We start from the raw sequence: 18258 nt of genomic DNA, 5'->3' as shown, positions 1-18258 counted from the left end.
ACCGTATTTCGGCCCCGCGCCGCTCAGCCTGTGTTCGGTGTTATTGCAGCAGTTCCAGCCGATTCTTGGCGGTGTCGGCGGCCGAGCTTTGCGGATAGTCGCGCACGATCTGCTGCAGGCTGCTTTTGGCGCCGGCCATGTCGTTGAGCTCTATTTTGCTGGCTGCGACGATGAGCAGGGCGTCGGGGGCCCGGGGGTCGTTGGGCGCTTCTTGGGCCAGCCGCTGCAGCTGGGTGATGGAGCCCTTGAAATCCTTGGTCGCGTACTGGCTGCTTCCGAGATAGAACTTGGCTTCGGAGCCCAGTTGGCTGTTGGGGTAGTCGCTGAGGAAGCCCGTGAGGCCTTGCGCGGCCTCTTTGTACTTGCCGCTGCGGAACAGCCCCATGGCGTTGTCGAATGCCGCCTGCTCTTGCGGGTTGCTGACCTGGATCGAGCTGCCGCCGGATTGATCCTGGCTGGCGCGTTTGTTGATGTCGAGCTCGAAACGCATGCGCTCCAGCTGGCCGCGCATGTCGGCGAGTTCGTGCTGCATGGTCTCGATCTGGTCGGCGAGCAGGAAGCGCGCCTGCTGGTTCTGTTCGTGCATCTGCCGCACCTGCTGGCGCAGTTCGAGTATGGCCCGGCGAGCCTCATCATCGGCGAAGGCATGGGCGGGCAGCATGAAGACCGTCGAGAACGTGACGGCGGTGGCCAATAGCAGGTGACGGGGCATGGAAACGAATCTGCGCATCGGGAAGCTCCGGCGCCGCGGCAATGCGGCAAGCTGACAATAATGTGTTGGAGTAAACAAAACGCCGCGGCGGAAAGCCGCCGCGGCGCTGCAGTGACTCAAGACCGTAGATTAACGCTGATAGACGATGTCTGCACGCCGGTTTTCAGCATAATCGGCTTCGGTGTTGCCGTTCGCCTTGGGGCGCTCTTTACCGAAGCTGATGGTTTCGATCTGGTCGGTGCGGACGCCCATCAGGGTCATCATGCGGGCGACGGCGTCGGAGCGGCGCTGGCCCAGAGCCAGGTTGTATTCCGCGCCGCCGCGGGCGTCGGTGTTGCCCTCGATGACGATGCGCTGCTGGCCGTTGTTGGACAGGTAGGACGAATGCATTTCGACCACGTTGCGATACTGGTCAGGAACCACGTAGCTGTCGAACTCGAAGTAAACCGAGCGCTGCTGCGCCAGGGGGCTTTGGGGATTGAAGGGGTCCATGACCTGGCCTGTGGAGGTGCCGGCACCCGTGCCGGCACCGCTGCCGGACTGGGATTCGTCCAGAGGCACAGAGCTGCAAGCTGCCAGGGAGGCGGCAAATGCGGCAATGCTGAGGCTTTTTACGATGCGCGATCTCATTTGAGTTCCTTTTAGAAAGAGTCACGAAAAACTAGTTGGTAAATGGTCCCCAGGTGGGTTCGCGTACCTTGCCGTCCAGGGTCGACAGCGTCTGACGCACCCGACCATCTGTGGATACTACGGCCAGGACGCTACGTCCACCTTGTATGGAACTATATAGGATTTGCATTCCGTTTGGCGCGAAACTGGGCGACTCGTCATCGGGACCATCCGTCAGTAGCTGTTCAGCGCCGGTGCCCATGTTTTGCAGGCCGATACGAAATGCGCCATCCCTTCTTGTAACGTACACCAGTTCTTTTGCATCTGGCGAGAGGGCCGGTGAAATGTTGTAACTGCCGTTGAAGGTGATGCGGCTTGCGTTGCCGCCCGAGACGGGCACGCGGTAGATTTGCGGGCTGCCGCTGCGGTCGCTGGTGAAGACCAGCCCGCTGCCGTCGGGCGTATAGAAGGGCTCGGTATCGATGAGCGGCGAGCGCATCACGCGGCGCAGGCCCGAGCCATCGGCGTTGATGGTGTAGATCTGGGCGATTCCGTCGCGCGACAGCGTGATGGCAAGCTGCTGTCCGTCGGGAGACCAGGCCGGCGCACTGTTATTGCCCTTGAAGTTGGCGATGGGGAAGCGTTCTCCGGTGGAAAGCGTTTGAACGTACACCACGGGCTTGCCCGATTCGAAGCTGACGTAGGCAAGCTTGGAGCCGTCGGGCGACCAGGCCGGCGAGATGATGGAATGCTTGGAACGCAGCATGACCTGGGGGTTCTGGCCGTCGGCATCTGCAATTTGTAACTCGTGCGTGTTGTTTTTCTGCACGACATAGGCGAGGCGGGTGGAGAAGACGCCGCGCACACCGGTGATTTTTTCGTAGATGCGGTCCGCGATCTGGTGGGCAATGCGGCGCAGTTCTTTTTCGGAGCCGTTGAACGCTACGCCGTCCATCTGGCTTTTGTGGATGACGTTGGCAAGGCGGTAGCTGACCGTGTACTGGCCGCCCGCCTGAGAGACCGAACCGTAGGCGATGTAGTCGGCGCCCCGGCCGTGCCAGCTTTCGTGGTCGACCGTGCTTTCGGCGTCCAGCGCTGTTCCTGTGGCGTTGATCAGGCGGAACTGGCCCGAGCGGGTCAGGTCGGCCCGGATGACTTCGCTGATGAGCTGGCCCTTGGGGTCGCCCGAGAAGTCGGCGATGGCGATGGGATACTGGGTGGCCCCAACGCCGGAGATGTCGACGCGAAGCTGCGCATGGGCCGTGCCGGCGGCGAACATGCCGAGCGCAAGCAGCAGCAGGCCGAACAGGCAAGCCCGCCATGAGCGATGCATGGTCTTGATTGCGGGGATGACGGTGGTCATGTCGGCTTATCTCCTATTGGTCATACATCAGGTAGTTCCCGTCGACATACGAGGGATACTTGCCCGTGGGCGGTTTGGGGAAGGGATTGCAGCCCCGGATCCCCGATTCGACGGCGCGGTCGAAGGCGGGAATGCCGGACGAGCGCAATATGCGGACCCCGGTCACGTGTCCACTGCTGTCCAGATTGGCTCTATATTGTACTGTCGGGTTGCCGCCGCTGCGAGGCGGAGTGGGGTAGACGACGCCATCCCGGATGCATTTGCGCACCAGGGCGGCGTAGCCCGAATCCGTGCCTCCGCCGCCGGACTGATTGCGGTCGGCGGTGCCTCCGGAGATGCCCGCGGCGCCCAGGGCGTCGCCCCGCATCGCCGCGCGTATGGCGTCGCGCTTGGCCTGTTCTTCCTTCGCCTTTTTCTCGGCGGCTGCCTTCTTGGCGGCGGCCGCTTTCTCGGCAGCGGCTTTCTCGGCCGCGGCCTTTTCAGCGGCAGCTTTCTCCGCGGCCGCCTTCTTTTCGGCGGCGGCCTTCGCAGCGGCCGCTTTTTCAGCCGCGGCCTTCTCGGCAGCGGCTTTTTCAGCGGCCGCCTTTTCGGCGGCGGCTTTCTCGGCAGCCTTCTTCTCGGCGGCGGCCTTTTCAGCCGCGGCTTTCTCAGCGGCCGCTTTCTCTGCAGCGGCTTTTTCTGCGGCGGCTTTTTCAGCGGCGGCTTTCTGCGCCGCGGCCTTCTCGGCGGCCGCCTTCTCTGCAGCGGCTTTCTCTGCCGCGGCTTTTTCAGCCGCCGCTTTTTCCGCTGCGGCCTTCTGTTCGGCGATGCGGCGCTCTTCCTCTTCGCGTTTTCTCTTTTCTTCGCGAGCCTTTTCGAGCGCGATGTCGGGATCGACCTCGGGAGGAGGCGGAGGTTCGGCTTGCGGCGGTTTGGGCGCGGGAGGCGGTTCCGGTTGCGGCTGTGGTTCGGGCTGAGGCGCAGGCTGCGGTTCGGGCTCTGGCCGGGGTTCGGGCGGCTGCTCCTGGGGCTGGGACTGCTCGGGCGTATCGGGCTGGTCTTCCGGCTCGGCCGCCGCCAGTGTGTCGCCTTCGGCCCAGAGCTCGATCTGCACCGGGTTGGGATTGCTGGGCGAGGTCGTCAGGAAGCCGACCAGCATGACGGCCGCGATCGCGGCGTGAGCGACCAGCGCATAGGCCAGGCCACGCCGCTCGTCTTCCTGCTCGGGCGTGCGTGCCGGTCGCTGGGCCGAGCGATGGGGATGCTTCCCGGAGCCGGCCCTTGGCTTCGGAGGAAAGGGTTGCGTCATCGTTTCTGGTCGTCGGGGGCGGCGCTCTGGTCGACCAGCAAGCCCAGCCGGGTGATGCCGTTGGAGCGCAATTGATCCATGGCCTTCATGACGGTTTCATAGGGAACCTTGCCATCGGCCGCAAGCACGACCGGCGTCTCGGGCGTGATGCGCGACTGGAGTTCGCTGACCAGCTGTTCGGGCGCGATCTTCTGGAACTCTTCGCCGGCGCGGCGCGTGCGCACCGACATGGACCCGTCTTGTTCGATCTGAACCTCGACCGGCTCGACCGGCACCTCGCTGGCCTGGCCGACCGTGGGCAGGTCGATGAGTCCCGGCGTGATCATGGGCGCCGTGACCATGAAGATCACGAGCAGCACGAGCATGACGTCGATGTAGGGCACGACGTTGATCTCGTTCTTCAAGCGGCGGCCCGAGCGGCCGGTAGTGCCACGTATGGAAGGCATCAGCGCACCTGGCGTTGCAAGATGTTCAGGAATTCATCGATGAAGCTGTCGAAACGGATGGACAGCCGATCGATTTCGTTCGTGTAGCGGTTGTAGGCGACCACGGCCGGGATCGCCGCGAACAGGCCGATGGCCGTGGCGATCAGCGCCTCGGCGATACCCGGCGCCACGGCGGCCAGGGTGGCCTGCTGCATGCTCGATAGACCGATGAAGGCGTGCATGATTCCCCAGACGGTGCCCAGCAGGCCGATGTAGGGGCTGACCGATCCGGCGGACGCGAGGAAGTTCAGATGCGATTCGAGGCTGTCCATCTCACGCTGATAGGTGGCGCGCATGGCGCGGCGCGGGCCGTCGAGCATGGCTTCGCCCGAGCCGGTCGCGCTGCGGCGCGCCTTCAGGAATTCAGTCATGCCCGCGTCGAAGATGCGGGCCAGGGCGCCGTGCTCGGCGCGGCGTCCGGCGATGGACTGCTGCAGCACCGTCAGGTCTCCACCGGCCCAGAAGTCGTCCTCGAAGCGGCGGGTCTGCGCGTGGGCGCGCTTGAGCGCCGCCCGCTTGGCAAAGATGTACGCCCATGAAAGGACGGAGATGACCACCAGAATCAGCATCACCAGCTGTACGGGGAAGCTGGCGTCTATCAATAAGGAGAGCAACGACATGTCGCTGGTGGGGGCTTGCATGGTTAGTCCTGGACCTTTTGGAGTAGGGTTCTGAGGGATGGTGGAAGACCGGCCGGCCGGAAGGTGCGCGTGTCCACGCAGCATACTTCCACCGTGCTTTCGCACAGGGTTTCACCACGTGTGCTTGCAACCTGGGCAAAGTCGATCGAGGCCCGGCCGAGCCGGGTAATGCGGCTGTGGATGGTCAGCAGGTCGTCGAAGCGCGCCGGCTTGACGTATTGCAGTTGAGCGCTTTTGACCACGAACATGCGTTGGTCGCGCGCGGCAAGTTCGCTTTGGTTCACACCCAGACGGCGCAGCCACTCGGTACGGCCTCTTTCGAAAAACTTGAGATAGTTGGCGTAGAACACGACGCCCGCAGCATCGGTGTCTTCGTAATATACGCGAATATCCAGGGTGGACAAGGAACCGGGTGTTTCTGTTGACATGGGTTCGTTAGGCAGTGTGACAGGGCCGGCGGCGCGGCCGGCCCGTCGCGGAATGTCGATTCGTAGCGCTTGGGGCGAGTTGGATCATGCCAGCGATTTTAATCGTTCCAGTACGCAAGAAAGCGCGGTGTCAGCCGGTATTTTTTCTGTCTGACCCGTGCTTCGTTGCTGGAGTTCCACAATTCCCTCGTTCAGGCCGCGTTCGCCGATCGTCACACGCAAAGGTACGCCGATGAGCTCCCAGTCGGCGAACATGACGCCGGGCCGGGCGTCGCGGTCATCGAGGATCACGTCCACCCCTTGTTCCAGCAGCTGCGCGTACAGCGTTTCGGCCGAGTTGCGCACTGTTTCACTTTTGCCCCAGCCCATGGGGCAGACGACGACCTCGAACGGCGCGATGGCGCGGGGCCAGATAATGCCTTTGTCATCGTGATTCTGTTCGATCGCGGCCGCGGAGATGCGGCTGATGCCGATGCCGTAGCAGCCCATTTGCAGCATGGCGGGCTTGCCGTCGGTATCCAGATACGTGGCGTCGAGCGCCTTGGAGTATTTGTCGCCAAGAAAGAAGATGTGCCCCACCTCGATGCCTCGTTGTATGGCCAGGCGCCCGCCCCGGGGGTCGGGGTCGCCGTCCACCACATTGCGCAGGTCGGCCACGGCGGGCTCGGCCAGGTCGCGGCCCCAATTGACGCCCGTAAGGTGGAAGCCCTCTTCGTTGGCGCCGCAGATGAAGTCGCTCATGTTGGCCACTGTGCCGTCCGCGACGACATGCACCGGCTGGGCCGTCTTGACGGGCCCCAGATAGCCGGGCGCGCAGCCGAAGGCCGCCCGGATCTCGTCCTCGGTGGCAAAGCGGTAGCCCTGGTCCAGCCCGGGCAGCTTGCCGACCTTGATCTCGTTGAGCTCGTGGTCGCCGCGCACCAGCAGCAGCCAGATCCGGCTCTGGCCGGGCGCATCCGGGTCTTCGGCGGCCAGTACGATGGACTTGACGGTGCGGTCCAGCGGCACGCCAAGCTGCTCGGCCACGAGTTCGCACTTGGGCGCTTCGGGGGTGGCCTTTTTTTGCAGTTCCTGGCTTGGCTCCGCGCGTCGCTCGATCAGGCATGGCGCGTCGGCCAATTCGATATTGGCGGCGTACTGGGTATCCGGGTTATAGACGATGAGATCCTCGCCCGTGTCGGCGATGACCTGGAATTCATGGCTGCGCGAGCCGCCGATGGAGCCGGTGTCGGCCGCCACGGCGCGGAACTCCAGGCCCAGGCGCTGGAAGATGCTGGTGTAGGCGGCATACATGGCATCGTAGCTGGCCTGCGCGCTCGCCTCGTCGCGGTCGAAGGAATAGGCGTCCTTCATGGTGAACTCGCGTCCGCGCATCAGGCCGAAGCGCGGGCGGCGCTCGTCGCGGAACTTGGTTTGGATGTGATAGAAGTTGCGCGGCAGCTGGCGCCAGCTGTGAATCTCGTTGCGCACGATGTCGGTGACGACCTCTTCGGACGTGGGCTGCAGCACGAAGTCGCGACCGTGCCTGTCCTTGATGCGCAGCAGCTCGGGGCCGTATTGCTCCCAACGGCCCGACTCCATCCATAGTTCGGCCGGCTGCACCACCGGCATCAGCATTTCGATCGCGCCGGCCGCATCCATTTCCTGGCGCACGATGTTCTCGATCTTGCGCAGCACCTTCAACCCCATCGGCATATAGGTATATATGCCGCCCGCCACCTTGCGGATCATGCCGGCCCGCGTCATCAGCTGGTGACTGGCGACTTCCGCCTCGGAAGGGGCTTCCTTGAGGGTGTTGATGTGATATTTGGATGCGCGCATGGTGTGGATCTCTGCAGATACGTATAATCGGAAGTAATTGTATTAAATCTATTGGGGTGGCCTATGCTAGACCGTGAAGGCTACCGTCCCAATGTCGGCATTATCCTCGTAAACAACAAGAACGAGGTGTTCTGGGGCAAACGCATCCGCGAACATGCGTGGCAGTTTCCCCAAGGTGGCATCAAATACGGCGAAAGCCCGGTACAGGCCATGTACCGCGAGCTCCACGAAGAAGTGGGCCTGTTGCCCGAGCATGTGCGCATTCTGGGACGTACACGGGATTGGCTGCGTTATAACGTGCCGAGCGATTTCATCCGGCGCGATTCTCGCGGCATCTACAAAGGGCAGAAGCAGATCTGGTTCCTGCTTCGGATGATAGGGCGCGACTCAGACGTCAGTTTGCGTGCGACTCGCCATCCCGAATTCGACGCCTGGCGCTGGAGCCATTACTGGGTGCCGCTCGATGCCGTCATCGAATTCAAGCGCGAAGTCTATACCCAGGCGCTCAACGAGTTGGCGGGCATTCTTTTCAGGCGCGGCAACGAAACCCGCTACCTGCGCCAGCGCGGGCATGCGCAGCGCGGCGGGGCCGAAAAAGGGCAGGGCGATGCCAAGCAGCTTGCCCGGCCCCAGGCCGAACGCTTCGCCTCGGGCGTCGACGCGCGCGAAGCCATGCCCGCCAGAAGGGTTCGCCCGGCGGGCTGAGCGCCGCCGGCTTATCCGGCTTTTTGCTGCAGGCGGGCGATCAGGCTGGAGGTGTCCCAGCGGTTGCCGCCCATTTGCTGCACGTCGCCATAAAACTGATCCACCAGCGCCGTGACGGGCAGCCGCGCGCCGTTGCGGCCGGCCTCGTCGAGCACCAGCCTAAGATCCTTGCGCATCCAGTCCACGGCAAAGCCGAAGTCGAACCGGCCTTCTATCATCGTCGTTCCGCGGTTGTCGAGCTGCCAGCTTTGCGCGGCCCCCTTGCCGATGACCTTGACGACCTCGTTCATGTCCAGGCCGGCGGTCTGGCCGAAGGCGATCGCCTCGGCCAGACCTTGCACCAGTCCGGCGATGCAGATCTGGTTGACCATCTTGCACAGCTGTCCCGAGCCGGGGCCGCCGAGCAGCGTAACGGCCTGGGCGAAAGCGCGCAGCACGGGCTCCGCCCGCGCGAAGGCCCCCGGGTCGCCGCCGCACATGACGGTCAGTACGCCGTTCTGGGCGCCCGCCTGTCCACCCGACACGGGGGCGTCGATGAAGCCGACGCCGCGCTCGCCCGCCGATTGGTGAAGCTCTCGGGCCACCTGGGCCGAGGCCGTGGTGTGGTCGACGAACAGGCTGCCTTGGTCCATGGCCTGCAAGGCGCCCTCGGGTCCGAGCACGACGCTGCGCAGGTCGTCGTCATTGCCCACGCAAGCCAGCACGATATGCGCGCCGCGTGCGGCGTCGCGCGGCGTCGGAGCCGACCGCCCACCGAATTCCTGCACCCATTTCTGCGCCTTGGATTCAGTACGGTTGTAGACCGTGACGCGGTGTCCCGCCCGGGCCAGGTGCCCGGCCATCGGATAGCCCATCACGCCCAGCCCCAGAAAGGCGACGTCCAGGGGGGTGGCGTCCGGATATTGTTTTTCGGCTATCGATGTCATGGCTTGTCCCGTGAGAATTCAGTCGTTCTCGGCGAAGGTTTCTGCGCGTTTCTTACGAATGACCGGCAAAGCCACGATAATAACCAATGCCACGGCCAGGAGCAGCAGCGTCAGGGACAGCGGGCGTGTGACGAAAGTACTGTAGTCGCCGCGCGAAAGCAGCAGCGCACGCCGGAAGTTCTCTTCCATCATGGGCCCCAGCACCAGGCCCAGAAGCAGCGGCGCGCCTTCGCAGCGCAGCTTCATCCATACATAGCCGACCAACCCGAAAACGGCCAGCATCCAGATGTCGAATACGTTGTAGTTGAGCGAATAGACGCCGATGGTGCAGAACACCAGTATCGCGGGAAACAGGATGCGGTAGGGTACTTTCAGCAGTTTGATCCACAGCCCGACCAGGGGCAGGTTGAGAATGACCAGCATCAGGTTGCCTATCCACATCGATACGATCAGCCCCCAGAACAGGTCGGGGTGAGAGCTCATCACGCGCGGGCCGGGCTGGATGTTGTGTATGGTCATGGCGCCCAGCATCAGGGCGGTGACGGCGTTGCCGGGGATGCCGAGCGTCAGCAACGGTATGAAAGAGGTTTGCGCCGCGGCGTTGTTGGCGGATTCGGGCCCTGCCAGGCCGGCCGGGTGCCCTTCTCCGAAGCGCTCGGGCGTGCTCGACATTTTTTTTTCGAGCGTATACGAGGCGAACGACGACAGTATGGCGCCTCCGCCCGGCAGGACGCCCAGGGCCGCGCCCATGGCCGTTCCGCGCACGCAGGCGGGCCAGGCCTCTTTGAATTCCTGCTTGTTGGGATACAGGGTGCCCACCTTGCTGGTGACTTCCGCGCGCTTGTCCTTCAGTTCGAGATTGGCCAGGATTTCCGCCAATCCGAATACGCCCATGGCCACCACTGCAAAATCGATGCCGTCCTGCAGTTCGGGTATGCCGAACTCGAAGCGCGCCACGCCGGAGTTCACGTCGGTGCCTATCATGCCCAGCAGCAGGCCCAGCAGAATCATGCATATGGCTTTGGGCAGCGAGCCCGAGGCAAGCACCACCGCGCCGACCAGGCCCAGCACCATCAACGAGAAATACTCGGCCGCGCCGAACTTGAAGGCGAGCTCGGCCAGCGGCGGCGCGAAGCCGGCCAGCACCACGGTGGCCACGCATCCGGCGAAGAACGAGCCCAGCGCGGCGATGGACAGGGCCGCGCCCGCCCGGCCCTTGCGAGCCATTTTGTGTCCATCCAGCACGGTGACCACCGACGAGGTTTCGCCGGGCAGGGCGACCAGTATGGCGGTCGTCGAGCCGCCATACTGCGCGCCGTAGTAGATGCCGGCCAGCATGATCAGCCCGGCCACGGGCGGCAGCACATAGGTGATGGGCAGCAGCATGGCGATGGTCGGCAGGGGGCCGATGCCGGGCAGCACGCCTATCAGGGTGCCCAGAAGGCAGCCCAGCAGGCAGTAGATCAGGTTCTCAAGGGTCAGGGCCACCGAAAACCCCAGCATCAAGTGTTCAAAGAGTTCCATGAGGACTATTACGCAAGATGAGGGAAGAACAGGCTCTTACTGGCCGAACATGGGCGGCCAGAGGGGAAAGATCAGACCGAGCGCCTTGATGAAGGCCAGCCATACGAAGGCCGCCAGGCCGATGCCGGTGAGCGCCGCCACCCGCCAGTCGAAAAGATGGCTGGCCATGCTGCTGAGCACGACCAGCACGAAGACGGTAAGAAAAATGCCCAGGACGTTGAGCAGCGCCCCTGCCAGGGCGACCGAGCCGATGAGGATGGCGACGGTTTTCCAGTCGGCGGGGTCGAGCCTGCTGATGGGCGCGTGGGTGGAAAGCGAACGCAGGGCGATGGAGGCGCCCAACAGCGTCAGGCAGGCTCCGAGCCAGAAAGGGAAGTAGCCCGGCCCCATGTCGCGCGCCGTGCCCATGTCGTATTTGAGCGCGCCCAGGCACGCGAAGGCGCCGATGAGGGCGAACATGACGCCCGCCCCGAAATCCTGCTTGTTTCTGACTTGCATGTCTGCCGCGTCTCCCGCCAAGCGAAGGTGCTGCATGGTAATCGACATGATGCCTGATGAAAACCCTGATTTCCCCTTGTTCGAGGGTTTTCCCTCTTATCCACTTTCCAGCTTGAGCCAGGATGGTTTACGATAACGCCCATGTTGCAAGATCTCGATTCCCTCTCGGCCCGTATTGGGCAACTGGTGCAGCTGGTCCAGCGGATGCAGTCCGACCGCGCGTCGCTGCAGGCCCGCGTCACCAGCCTCGAACAAGAGCGCAATGCTTTGCGCGACCAGCTCTCGCGCCAGCAATCCGCGCAGCAAGAGGCGATCGAACAGGTCCGCGATCATGCAGGCCAGATGGACGCCTTGCGCAAACAGGCTGAAGCCGCCGAGGCGCAGCTGCGCGACGAAGCCGCGCGCTACCGCGCCGACTACGAGGCCGCCAGGCAAGGCTTGCAGGCCAGCCAGGACGAGTCCGGTCGCCTGCGCACCGCGGCCCTTGCGGCCCAACAGCGCATCGACGCCGTATTGATGCGTCTGCCCGGCGCGCCCCAGGAGTAACCGCATGGAACGAATCGATGTCTCCATCCTTGGCCGCGATTATTCGCTGGCCTGCGCAGCATCCGAAAAACAGGCTCTGCTCGAAGCCGTGCATCTTGTCGACCAGCGCATGTTGCGCGTCAAAGGGTCTGGTAAAATTTCAAGCAACGAACGAATCGCGGTCATGGCCGCCATTCAGATCGCAGCCGAATTGCTGGCCATGCGCGCGCCCGACGGGCCGTTGGGCGACGTGGCCGTCGGCGATTTCAAGCGTAAAATCGACGACATGAACCACATGATCGATCAGGCTCTGGGCCAAGGCGGCGCCAGGGCCGCAACCTAAGACATTCGGGGCGTCGGCCATGCGGCGCGGCGCCCTGCGGTTTGTCCCTGCAGTGTTCGAGATTTGACCATACATTCCTTGAACCAATGCTTAGGCATACAGGTTGCCGGATTGACAAGTAGGAGTGAACGCCTTAATTGGTGATCCCGAAGCTTGGCTGATGGCGACCACCGTGAACCCTCGGTTCCGGGATGCCGGTCTATACGGCACAGGCGGGGCATTTTTCGAAAAGCTCGTCCTTCGCGACGGGCTTTTTTTTGCCGCCGGGCCGCCCCAAGGCTCGGCGCCCCGGCAAAAAACGCCCCCTTGGGGGGCAGCAAGCAGGCGCCAGCCTGCGCGGCGTGGGGGCATTTTTTTGCCGGTCCGGAAATGTTATCGTTGCGCAGATCCACCACGAGGTAGACATCATGAAGGCCGAGTCGTCGCAGGCGCAGGACATTCCGCATATCCAGGGGTTCCAACTGGATGACTTCTTCGAAGTCATGCCGATGTCATTATGGCTCGAGGATTACAGCGGCTTGTACCGCCTGTTCGAACAGTGGCGGTCCCAAGGGGTCGACGATATCGAGGCCTGGCTGGCCGAAGACCACGAACGCGTGCGGCAGTGCGCCAGCGCGATCCGCATCCAGCGCGTCAATGGCCAGACACTCGGCCTGTATGGCGCCGACACGGCCGCTACGCTGATGGCCCGGCTCAGTGAAATCATGCGCGACGACACGCTGGACGGGCTGGCCTCCGAGATGGCGCAGCTATGGAACAGCGGCGACAGCTTTCGCAGCACGTCGGTGAACTACACGCTGAACGGCCAGCGCATGGACATCGTCCTGAGAGGCGTGGTGCTGCCCGATCGCGAGCAGCGCTGGGACCAGGTGCTGGTGGCCGTCGAAGACATCACCGAATTGCAGCAGTCGCGTCGCAGCGCGCTCGTCAACGAGCGCATGGCGCGCGAACTCTTCCAGCAGGCGCCGGTCTCTCTTTGGGTCGAGGACTTCAGCCGCATAAAGAGTCTGCTCGAGGAAGTCCGCGAACAGGGCATCGTCGATTTTCGCACCTTCCTCGACGTGCATCCCGAATTCGTCGAGCGCTGCATGTCCGAAATCCGCGTGCTGGACGTCAACGGATATACCGTGCAGATGTACAAGGCGAAGAGCCGCGACGATCTGATCACGCGCTTGAACGAGGTTTTCGATGACGAGATGGCGGCGTCGTTTTCAGAGCAGCTGATCGATTTATGGGACGGGAAGCTGTTCCAGCAACGCGAAGTGCGCAATCGCACGCTGGCGGGCGATGTCCTGCACATCCATTTGCAGTTTTCGGTGTTTGCCGGCCATGAAGAGGACTGGGACCTAGTATTGCTGGCGCTGACCGACATCACCGCGCGCAAGAAAGCCGAAGCCTACCTCGAATACCTGGGCCAGCACGATGTGCTCACCCAGCTCAAGAACCGCTCTTTCTATGTCGAGGAGCTGGCCCGCCTGGGCCGCAAGCGCATCGAACCCGTCTCCTTCATCGCCCTGGACCTCAACAACCTCAAAGTGACCAACGATACGCAAGGACATGCCGCCGGCGACGGCCTGCTGCGCCGCATGGGCGAGGTGTTGAACAAGGTCATCGATCGTCCCGCGTCGGCGGCGCGCATCGGCGGAGACGAGTTCATGGTCCTGCTGCCCGGCATGTCCGAGACCGATGCCGAGGTCGTCCTGGCGGACATCCGCCGGTTGATAGACCTGAACAACCAGTTCTACGGCGGCACGCCTCTGAGCGTGTCGGTCGGCATTGCGACGGCGGCCGGGCGCGACGACTTCGAGCGCGCCTTGCGTGCCGCCGACCTTGCCATGTATCGCGACAAGCGTGAACATCACTCATACAGCCGGGTCGACGATGCCAGAGCCAGCTAGTCCTGCAGAGCCCTCGGGCGGGCCGTTCGACATGCGACCGGCTCGGCATGCATTCGCAGGCCGGCATGATATTTCCAACCCCCATCAGGAGGTCATATGTATTGGTTGCAGCAGAAACGTATTTGGTTGTCGGGCTTGGCGGCGGGCCTGGCCATGGTGCTGACCGTGCCAGTCCACGCGCACGAGGAAGGCGACCGCGAAGCGCGCCGCAAGGCATGGCCGCAGGCCACGCTCGAAGCGCAGGCCTTCAAGGAAGTGTCGCAAGACACCGTCACCATCACGCTCGCCAAAGAGGTCAGCGACCCGTCCCAAGAGGCGGTGGTCAAAGCCTTGTCCGATGCTTTGGACTCGGTCATGAAAGACGCCAAGGCCGAGGGCAAGGTTCAGGCGCGCAGCGGCGACTACCGCGTATGGCCGCATAACGACGACGAGGGCGCCATCACCAACTGGAGGGGGCGCGCCGAAATCGTGCTCAAGTCCACCGACTTTGCGGCGGCCTCGGCCCTGGCGGCCAAGTTGAGCGATCGCATGCCGATTTCCGGCATGGGTTTTTCGGTCGCACCCGAAACCCGCGTCAAACACGAACAGGATCTGCTCGCCGAAGCCGCCAAAGCCTTCCAGGACCGGGCCCAGGCGCTCGCCACGGCCTTCGGCTATGAGTCTTATTCGATAAAAAGCGTCAATCTGGGCGGCATGGGCGTGCCTTACCAGCCGGCTCCACGCATGATGGCCATGGCCGCTTCGGCTGACGAGTCCGCGCGTGTGCCTCTCGAGCCAGGCACGGAAAGGGTGGCCGTTACGATGCAAGGGTCGATTTTCTTGCGCTCCAAAGAAAAATGACGGCGCCGGCGGCGATCATGGGCAGCGAAAGCAGCTGGCCCATCGACAGGCCGCCGGCCAGCAAGCCCAGAAATGCGTCCGGCTCGCGGGTGTATTCAACCAGAAAGCGCAGCGCGCCGTAGCCCATCAGAAACACCGCGCTAACCTGGCCCAGCGGCCGGGGCTTGTTCGAGAACCACCACACCAGGGCGAACAGCAGCAGGCCCTCGAGGCCGAGCTCGTAAAGCTGTGAGGGATGCCGGGCCAGATTGTCGCCGCTTTGCGGAAACACCATTCCCCAGGGCATCGAGGTGGCGCGGCCCCACAGTTCGCCATTGATGAAATTGCCCAGGCGGCCCGCCGCCAGGCCGAGCGGAATCAGGGGCGCAAGGAAATCGCTGATGGCCAGCAGAGGCTTGCCCTTTCTGCGGGCAAACAGAAACAGCACCGTAAGGACGCCCAGCAAACCGCCATGGAAGGACATGCCGCCCTGCCAGACATAGAGCAGTTCGATCGGGTTGGCAAGGTACTCGGCCGGTTTGTAGAACAGCGCATAGCCCAGTCTGCCGCCTACCACCACGCCCAGGACGCAGTAAAAGATCAGGTCTTCGAGATCGCGCAGAGTCAGGTCGGTCTTGCCCGCCTTGATGCGCCACCTGCCCAGGAGCCATACCAGGCCGAAGCCCACCAGGTACATCAGGCCATACCAATGCACGGCGACGGGGCCAAGCTGCAGGGCGACGGGATCGAATTGCGGATGGACTAGCATAGGCTTGGGTGGGTCGGGTCAAATATCGTCGATAATACAGGAAGAGTGTGATCGGCAAGCAAGGCGCATTCACCTTCCTTTCCCTTGCGAAGGCGGCAGGGCGCCATGCTGTTCCCGGTCTTGGTTTAGCCGCGTGCAACGCGGTTTGCATGTCCGCATGCCGGCGCGATGCCGGAGGCGGGCTTTTGAATCGGACAAGGTTGTACATCTATGTCGGTGCGTTTTGCTTTTTCGCTGGGTGCGATGCTGATGCTGGGAGCTGCGGCCGGGGTCCCGGCTTCGGCCGAGACGGTCGGTCTGGGGCTGGCTCAGGCCAATAACTGCATGTCCTGTCATCGCGTCGAGCGTAAAGTGGTGGGGCCGGCTTTTTCGGCCATTGCCGAGCGTTTTGCCGGCAACGCCGACGCTGCGGACTATCTTGCTCAAAGCATCGTCAACGGCAGCCGGGGGCGCTGGGGGCCGGTTCCCATGCCGCGGCAGGCTCATGTCAGCCCCAAGGATGCGCGCGCGCTGGCGCAATGGATACTGTCTTTGGACGAGCCCGAGCTCCAGCTCGAATAGCCATGCCGGCGCGGCCATGGCGGCCGCCCGGTCCGCGCGCCTGTCGCCACTGTTCACAAGAGGAAGGCCATGAATCAATCGCAGGACTCCAATGTAGAAACCGCCGTCCTGGGCGGCGGGTGTTTTTGGTGCACCGAAGGCGTGCTGCAGTCATTGCGGGGAGTGCTCGAAGTGACGCCCGGCTATAGCGGGGGCCACGTGGACAACCCCAGCTACGAGCAGGTTTGCGGCAAGGACACAGGCCATATTGAAGTGGTGCGCGTGCGTTTCGACCCGTCCATCATTGACTTCGCCACGCTGTTGAAGGTGTTTTTCGCCACCCACGACCCCACCACGGTCGATCGCCAGGGCGCCGATGTGGGGCCGCAATATGCCTCGGCAATATTTTGCCAATCCGAAGAGCAGAAGGCCGTGGCCCGCGACGTGATTGCTCAGGTCGAGGCTGCGCTGGATACCCGGGTGGTCACCAAGGTGCTTGACGCCGCCCCATTCTGGCCGGCCGAGGCCTACCACCATGATTACTATGCGCGCAATCCGCAGCAGGGCTATTGCCAGTTCGTGATCGCGCCCAAGATGGCCAAGCTGCGCAAGGACTTCGCCGGCATGCTCGCCTGACAGGCTGCTGGCGAAAGCGCGCGCCGCTAGCCGGCGCCGGGCGCCTTGAGTACGCCGCGCCTCATCTGATCCAGTTCGATGGATTCGAACAGCGCCTTGAAGTTGCCCTCGCCGAAGCCATCGTTGCCCTTGCGCTGGATGATCTCGAAAAAGATCGGCCCGATCTGGTTTTCGGTGAAGATTTGCAGCAGCAGGCCGCCGTCGGGGGCGCCATCGAGCAGGATGCGGTTGCCGCGCAGGCGCTCTACGTTCTCGCCGTGCCCCGGCAGCCGTCCATCGAGCAGCTCGTAATAGGTGTCGGGGGTGTCCAGGAAATGGACGCCATTGGCTCGCAATTGCTCGACGGTGGCGTGGATGTCTTCGGTGGACAGGGCGATGTGCTGTATGCCCTCGCCCTTGTAGGTGTCGAGATATTCTTGGATCTGGCCTTTTTCTTCGGTGCCTTCTTCGTTGATGGGAATGCGGATGCCGCCGCAGGGTGACGTCATGGCGCGCGACTTGACGCCCGTGACCTTGCCCTCGATGTCGAAGTAGCGTATTTCGCGGAAATTGAACAGGCGCTCGTAGAACTCGGCCCATTCGTTCATGCGGCCCTTGTGCACGTTGTGCGTAAGGTGATCGATGGCGCGCAGGCCCGCGCCCCGGTGATGGATGTCGGCGTCGGCCGTTGCGGGGTCGATGGCTTCGAAGTCGACGTCGTAGATGCTGATGTCGCCAATGCCGCCGTGGCCGTTCTTGCCGGCCCAGCGGTCGACCAGGTAGATGAGGGAATCGCCCACTCCCTTGATGGCCGGTATGTTGAGCTCCATGGGGCCGCTGCCCGAATCGATGCCCCAGGCGCCCAGGTCGAGCGCGCGGTGGTAGGCTTGGGCGGCATTGTCCACCCGGAAGGCGATGGCACACACCGACGGCCCATGCAGGCGGGCGAAGCGCTGGGCGAAGGAATGCGGCTCGGCATTGACGATGAAGTTGATGCCGCCCTGTCGATAAAGCGTGACGTCTTTATGGCGGTGGCGCGCGATGGCCTTGAAGCCCAGCGCCTCGAAGACCTTGCCCAGCGCTTTCGGATCGGGCGCGGCGTACTCGACGAATTCGAATCCTGCGGTGCCCATGGGGTTGTCCCAAGGCTTGAATGAGGTGTCCATGCGGGCTCTCCGGTTGGAGGTTGGAGGACGGCCTGAAGGATACGGTGTTTACCTTGGCCGGGCCGGTGTCGACCGAACTATCATCGCCGATGAGGCGCATCGCGTCTATCGTGTGATGTACGCATAGCCGGCATCAAAAAATATTTCATTGCGATGAAAAAAATATTTCCTGTATCCGATCAAGGGGTTAAGGGCGGCGGGGGCGGTTTTGGGGTGGGCAGGCGGGTGGAAGGGGCGGATTTGCAGTTGCACGGGCTAAAAATGCTTGCTATAGTTACGTTCTTTCGCAGCCACCTGCATCAGGGTTAACCCCAAGGGGTAGTTTGATTCAGGAACGTGATTCAGGAAAGTGATTTTCGGGCCGCGACGCCGCAAGGCGGTTTTAAAAGCGGGGTGTGTTGTTGGCGCCTTGGGTTTTAAAGCCGACGAGAGCGGGGCAGGGCGCGTTGGTGAAGACGGTAGCGGTGCTAGACCAGAAGGTCCCACACAAAACCGGTTCACTTGACAAGCTAAAAAAACTGCTTCATAATCTCGTTTCTTTGCAGTAACGCAGTACTTGCTCTTTAACAACGAAACAACCGAT

General features: G+C 62.9%; 21 protein-coding genes and 1 other RNA gene. 8 read left to right on the top strand and 14 right to left on the bottom strand.

The genetic code is table 11. From position 1 onward, the window contains the following. Positions 1 to 40: 40 nt before the first annotated feature. The 8 genes from ybgF to CSC67_RS00070 all read right to left on the bottom strand — a co-directional run bounded on the left by ybgF (position 41) and on the right by CSC67_RS00070 (position 7347). The gene (gene ybgF, locus CSC67_RS00105) at positions 41 to 712 is read right to left on the bottom strand and encodes a tol-pal system protein YbgF (RefSeq protein ID WP_425337621.1); all 672 of its coding nucleotides are present in this window, start codon (positions 710 to 712) and stop codon (positions 41 to 43) included. Positions 713 to 841: 129 nt separating this feature from the next. After that, positions 842 to 1342 (bottom strand): peptidoglycan-associated lipoprotein Pal, encoded by a 501-nt coding sequence (pal, locus tag CSC67_RS00100; RefSeq protein WP_118992493.1) that lies wholly within the window; start codon positions 1340 to 1342, stop codon positions 842 to 844. 31 nt (positions 1343 to 1373) lie between these two features. Next, the gene (tolB, locus tag CSC67_RS00095) at positions 1374 to 2654 is read right to left on the bottom strand and encodes a Tol-Pal system beta propeller repeat protein TolB (RefSeq protein ID WP_425337620.1); all 1281 of its coding nucleotides are present in this window, start codon (positions 2652 to 2654) and stop codon (positions 1374 to 1376) included. Positions 2655 to 2697: 43 nt separating this feature from the next. Beyond that, positions 2698 to 3972, bottom strand: coding sequence for a cell envelope integrity protein TolA (gene tolA, locus CSC67_RS00090; protein ID WP_118992491.1), 1275 nt, complete (start codon positions 3970 to 3972; stop codon positions 2698 to 2700). After that, positions 3969 to 4418, bottom strand: coding sequence for a protein TolR (gene tolR, locus CSC67_RS00085; RefSeq protein ID WP_118992490.1), 450 nt, complete (start codon positions 4416 to 4418; stop codon positions 3969 to 3971). The genes tolA and tolR overlap by 4 nt, the downstream gene beginning before the upstream one ends. Then, positions 4418 to 5098, bottom strand: coding sequence for a protein TolQ (gene tolQ, locus CSC67_RS00080; RefSeq protein WP_118992489.1), 681 nt, complete (start codon positions 5096 to 5098; stop codon positions 4418 to 4420). The genes tolR and tolQ overlap by 1 nt, the downstream gene beginning before the upstream one ends. 2 nt (positions 5099 to 5100) lie before the next feature. Next, positions 5101 to 5526 (bottom strand): tol-pal system-associated acyl-CoA thioesterase, encoded by a 426-nt coding sequence (gene ybgC, locus CSC67_RS00075; protein WP_118992488.1) that lies wholly within the window; start codon positions 5524 to 5526, stop codon positions 5101 to 5103. 84 nt (positions 5527 to 5610) lie between these two features. Beyond that, complete coding sequence (locus CSC67_RS00070; RefSeq protein WP_118992487.1) at positions 5611 to 7347, bottom strand: proline--tRNA ligase; 1737 nt, start codon at positions 7345 to 7347, stop codon at positions 5611 to 5613. 63 nt (positions 7348 to 7410) lie between these two features. Between CSC67_RS00070 and CSC67_RS00065 the strand changes: the two genes are divergently transcribed. Continuing rightward, on the top strand, positions 7411 to 8052 hold the full coding sequence (locus CSC67_RS00065; protein WP_118992486.1) for an RNA pyrophosphohydrolase: 642 nt from the start codon (positions 7411 to 7413) through the stop codon (positions 8050 to 8052). A gap of 11 nt (positions 8053 to 8063) precedes the next feature. Here CSC67_RS00065 and CSC67_RS00060 read toward each other — a convergent pair whose 3' ends face one another. The 3 genes from CSC67_RS00060 to CSC67_RS00050 are packed head-to-tail and all read right to left on the bottom strand — an operon-like array spanning position 8064 to position 11000. After that, positions 8064 to 8978, bottom strand: coding sequence for an NAD(P)-dependent oxidoreductase (locus CSC67_RS00060; protein WP_118992485.1), 915 nt, complete (start codon positions 8976 to 8978; stop codon positions 8064 to 8066). 18 nt (positions 8979 to 8996) lie between these two features. Further along, positions 8997 to 10502, bottom strand: coding sequence for a tripartite tricarboxylate transporter permease (locus CSC67_RS00055; RefSeq protein WP_118992484.1), 1506 nt, complete (start codon positions 10500 to 10502; stop codon positions 8997 to 8999). 36 nt (positions 10503 to 10538) lie between these two features. Then, complete coding sequence (locus CSC67_RS00050; RefSeq protein WP_167752695.1) at positions 10539 to 11000, bottom strand: tripartite tricarboxylate transporter TctB family protein; 462 nt, start codon at positions 10998 to 11000, stop codon at positions 10539 to 10541. Between the two features lie 141 nt (positions 11001 to 11141). Between CSC67_RS00050 and CSC67_RS00045 the strand changes: the two genes are divergently transcribed. From CSC67_RS00045 to CSC67_RS00025, 5 genes are all read left to right on the top strand, one after another. After that, entirely contained in the window at positions 11142 to 11546 is a 405-nt protein-coding gene (locus tag CSC67_RS00045; RefSeq protein WP_118992483.1) for a hypothetical protein, read from the top strand. A gap of 4 nt (positions 11547 to 11550) precedes the next feature. Continuing rightward, a complete protein-coding gene (locus CSC67_RS00040; protein WP_118992482.1) occupies positions 11551 to 11868 on the top strand; it encodes a cell division protein ZapA in 318 nt (105 codons plus the stop codon). A gap of 41 nt (positions 11869 to 11909) precedes the next feature. Further along, positions 11910 to 12091, top strand: a non-coding RNA gene (ssrS, locus tag CSC67_RS00035) — 6S RNA. Between the two features lie 184 nt (positions 12092 to 12275). Continuing rightward, the gene (locus tag CSC67_RS00030; protein WP_118992481.1) at positions 12276 to 13766 is read left to right on the top strand and encodes a sensor domain-containing diguanylate cyclase; all 1491 of its coding nucleotides are present in this window, start codon (positions 12276 to 12278) and stop codon (positions 13764 to 13766) included. A 96-nt stretch (positions 13767 to 13862) separates the two neighbouring features. Next, the gene (locus tag CSC67_RS00025) at positions 13863 to 14606 is read left to right on the top strand and encodes an SIMPL domain-containing protein (protein WP_118992480.1); all 744 of its coding nucleotides are present in this window, start codon (positions 13863 to 13865) and stop codon (positions 14604 to 14606) included. Here CSC67_RS00025 and lgt read toward each other — a convergent pair. Then, positions 14563 to 15354, bottom strand: a complete 792-nt coding sequence (gene lgt, locus CSC67_RS00020) for a prolipoprotein diacylglyceryl transferase (protein ID WP_118992479.1) — start codon at positions 15352 to 15354, stop codon at positions 14563 to 14565. The genes CSC67_RS00025 and lgt overlap by 44 nt on opposite strands. Before the next feature lie 210 nt (positions 15355 to 15564). Between lgt and CSC67_RS00015 the strand changes: the two genes are divergently transcribed. Continuing rightward, positions 15565 to 15915, top strand: coding sequence for a c-type cytochrome (locus tag CSC67_RS00015; protein WP_209304242.1), 351 nt, complete (start codon positions 15565 to 15567; stop codon positions 15913 to 15915). A 69-nt stretch (positions 15916 to 15984) separates the two neighbouring features. Next, complete coding sequence (gene msrA / locus CSC67_RS00010) at positions 15985 to 16530, top strand: peptide-methionine (S)-S-oxide reductase MsrA (protein ID WP_118992478.1); 546 nt, start codon at positions 15985 to 15987, stop codon at positions 16528 to 16530. A 26-nt stretch (positions 16531 to 16556) separates the two neighbouring features. Here the strand turns inward: msrA and hppD are convergent, their stop codons facing one another. Both hppD and CSC67_RS21420 read right to left on the bottom strand, forming a co-directional pair. Further along, a complete protein-coding gene (hppD, locus tag CSC67_RS00005; protein ID WP_118992477.1) occupies positions 16557 to 17675 on the bottom strand; it encodes a 4-hydroxyphenylpyruvate dioxygenase in 1119 nt (372 codons plus the stop codon). 255 nt (positions 17676 to 17930) lie between these two features. Then, on the bottom strand, positions 17931 to 18258 hold a 328-nt coding region (locus CSC67_RS21420), incomplete at its 5' end, for a hypothetical protein (RefSeq protein WP_209304241.1).

The sequence above is a fragment of the Pusillimonas caeni genome (assembly GCF_003545815.1).
Lineage (GTDB): Bacteria > Pseudomonadota > Gammaproteobacteria > Burkholderiales > Burkholderiaceae_B > Pusillimonas > Pusillimonas caeni.
The sequence above is the reverse complement of the archived record's forward strand: the minus strand, read 5'-3'. Positions and strand labels throughout refer to the sequence as shown.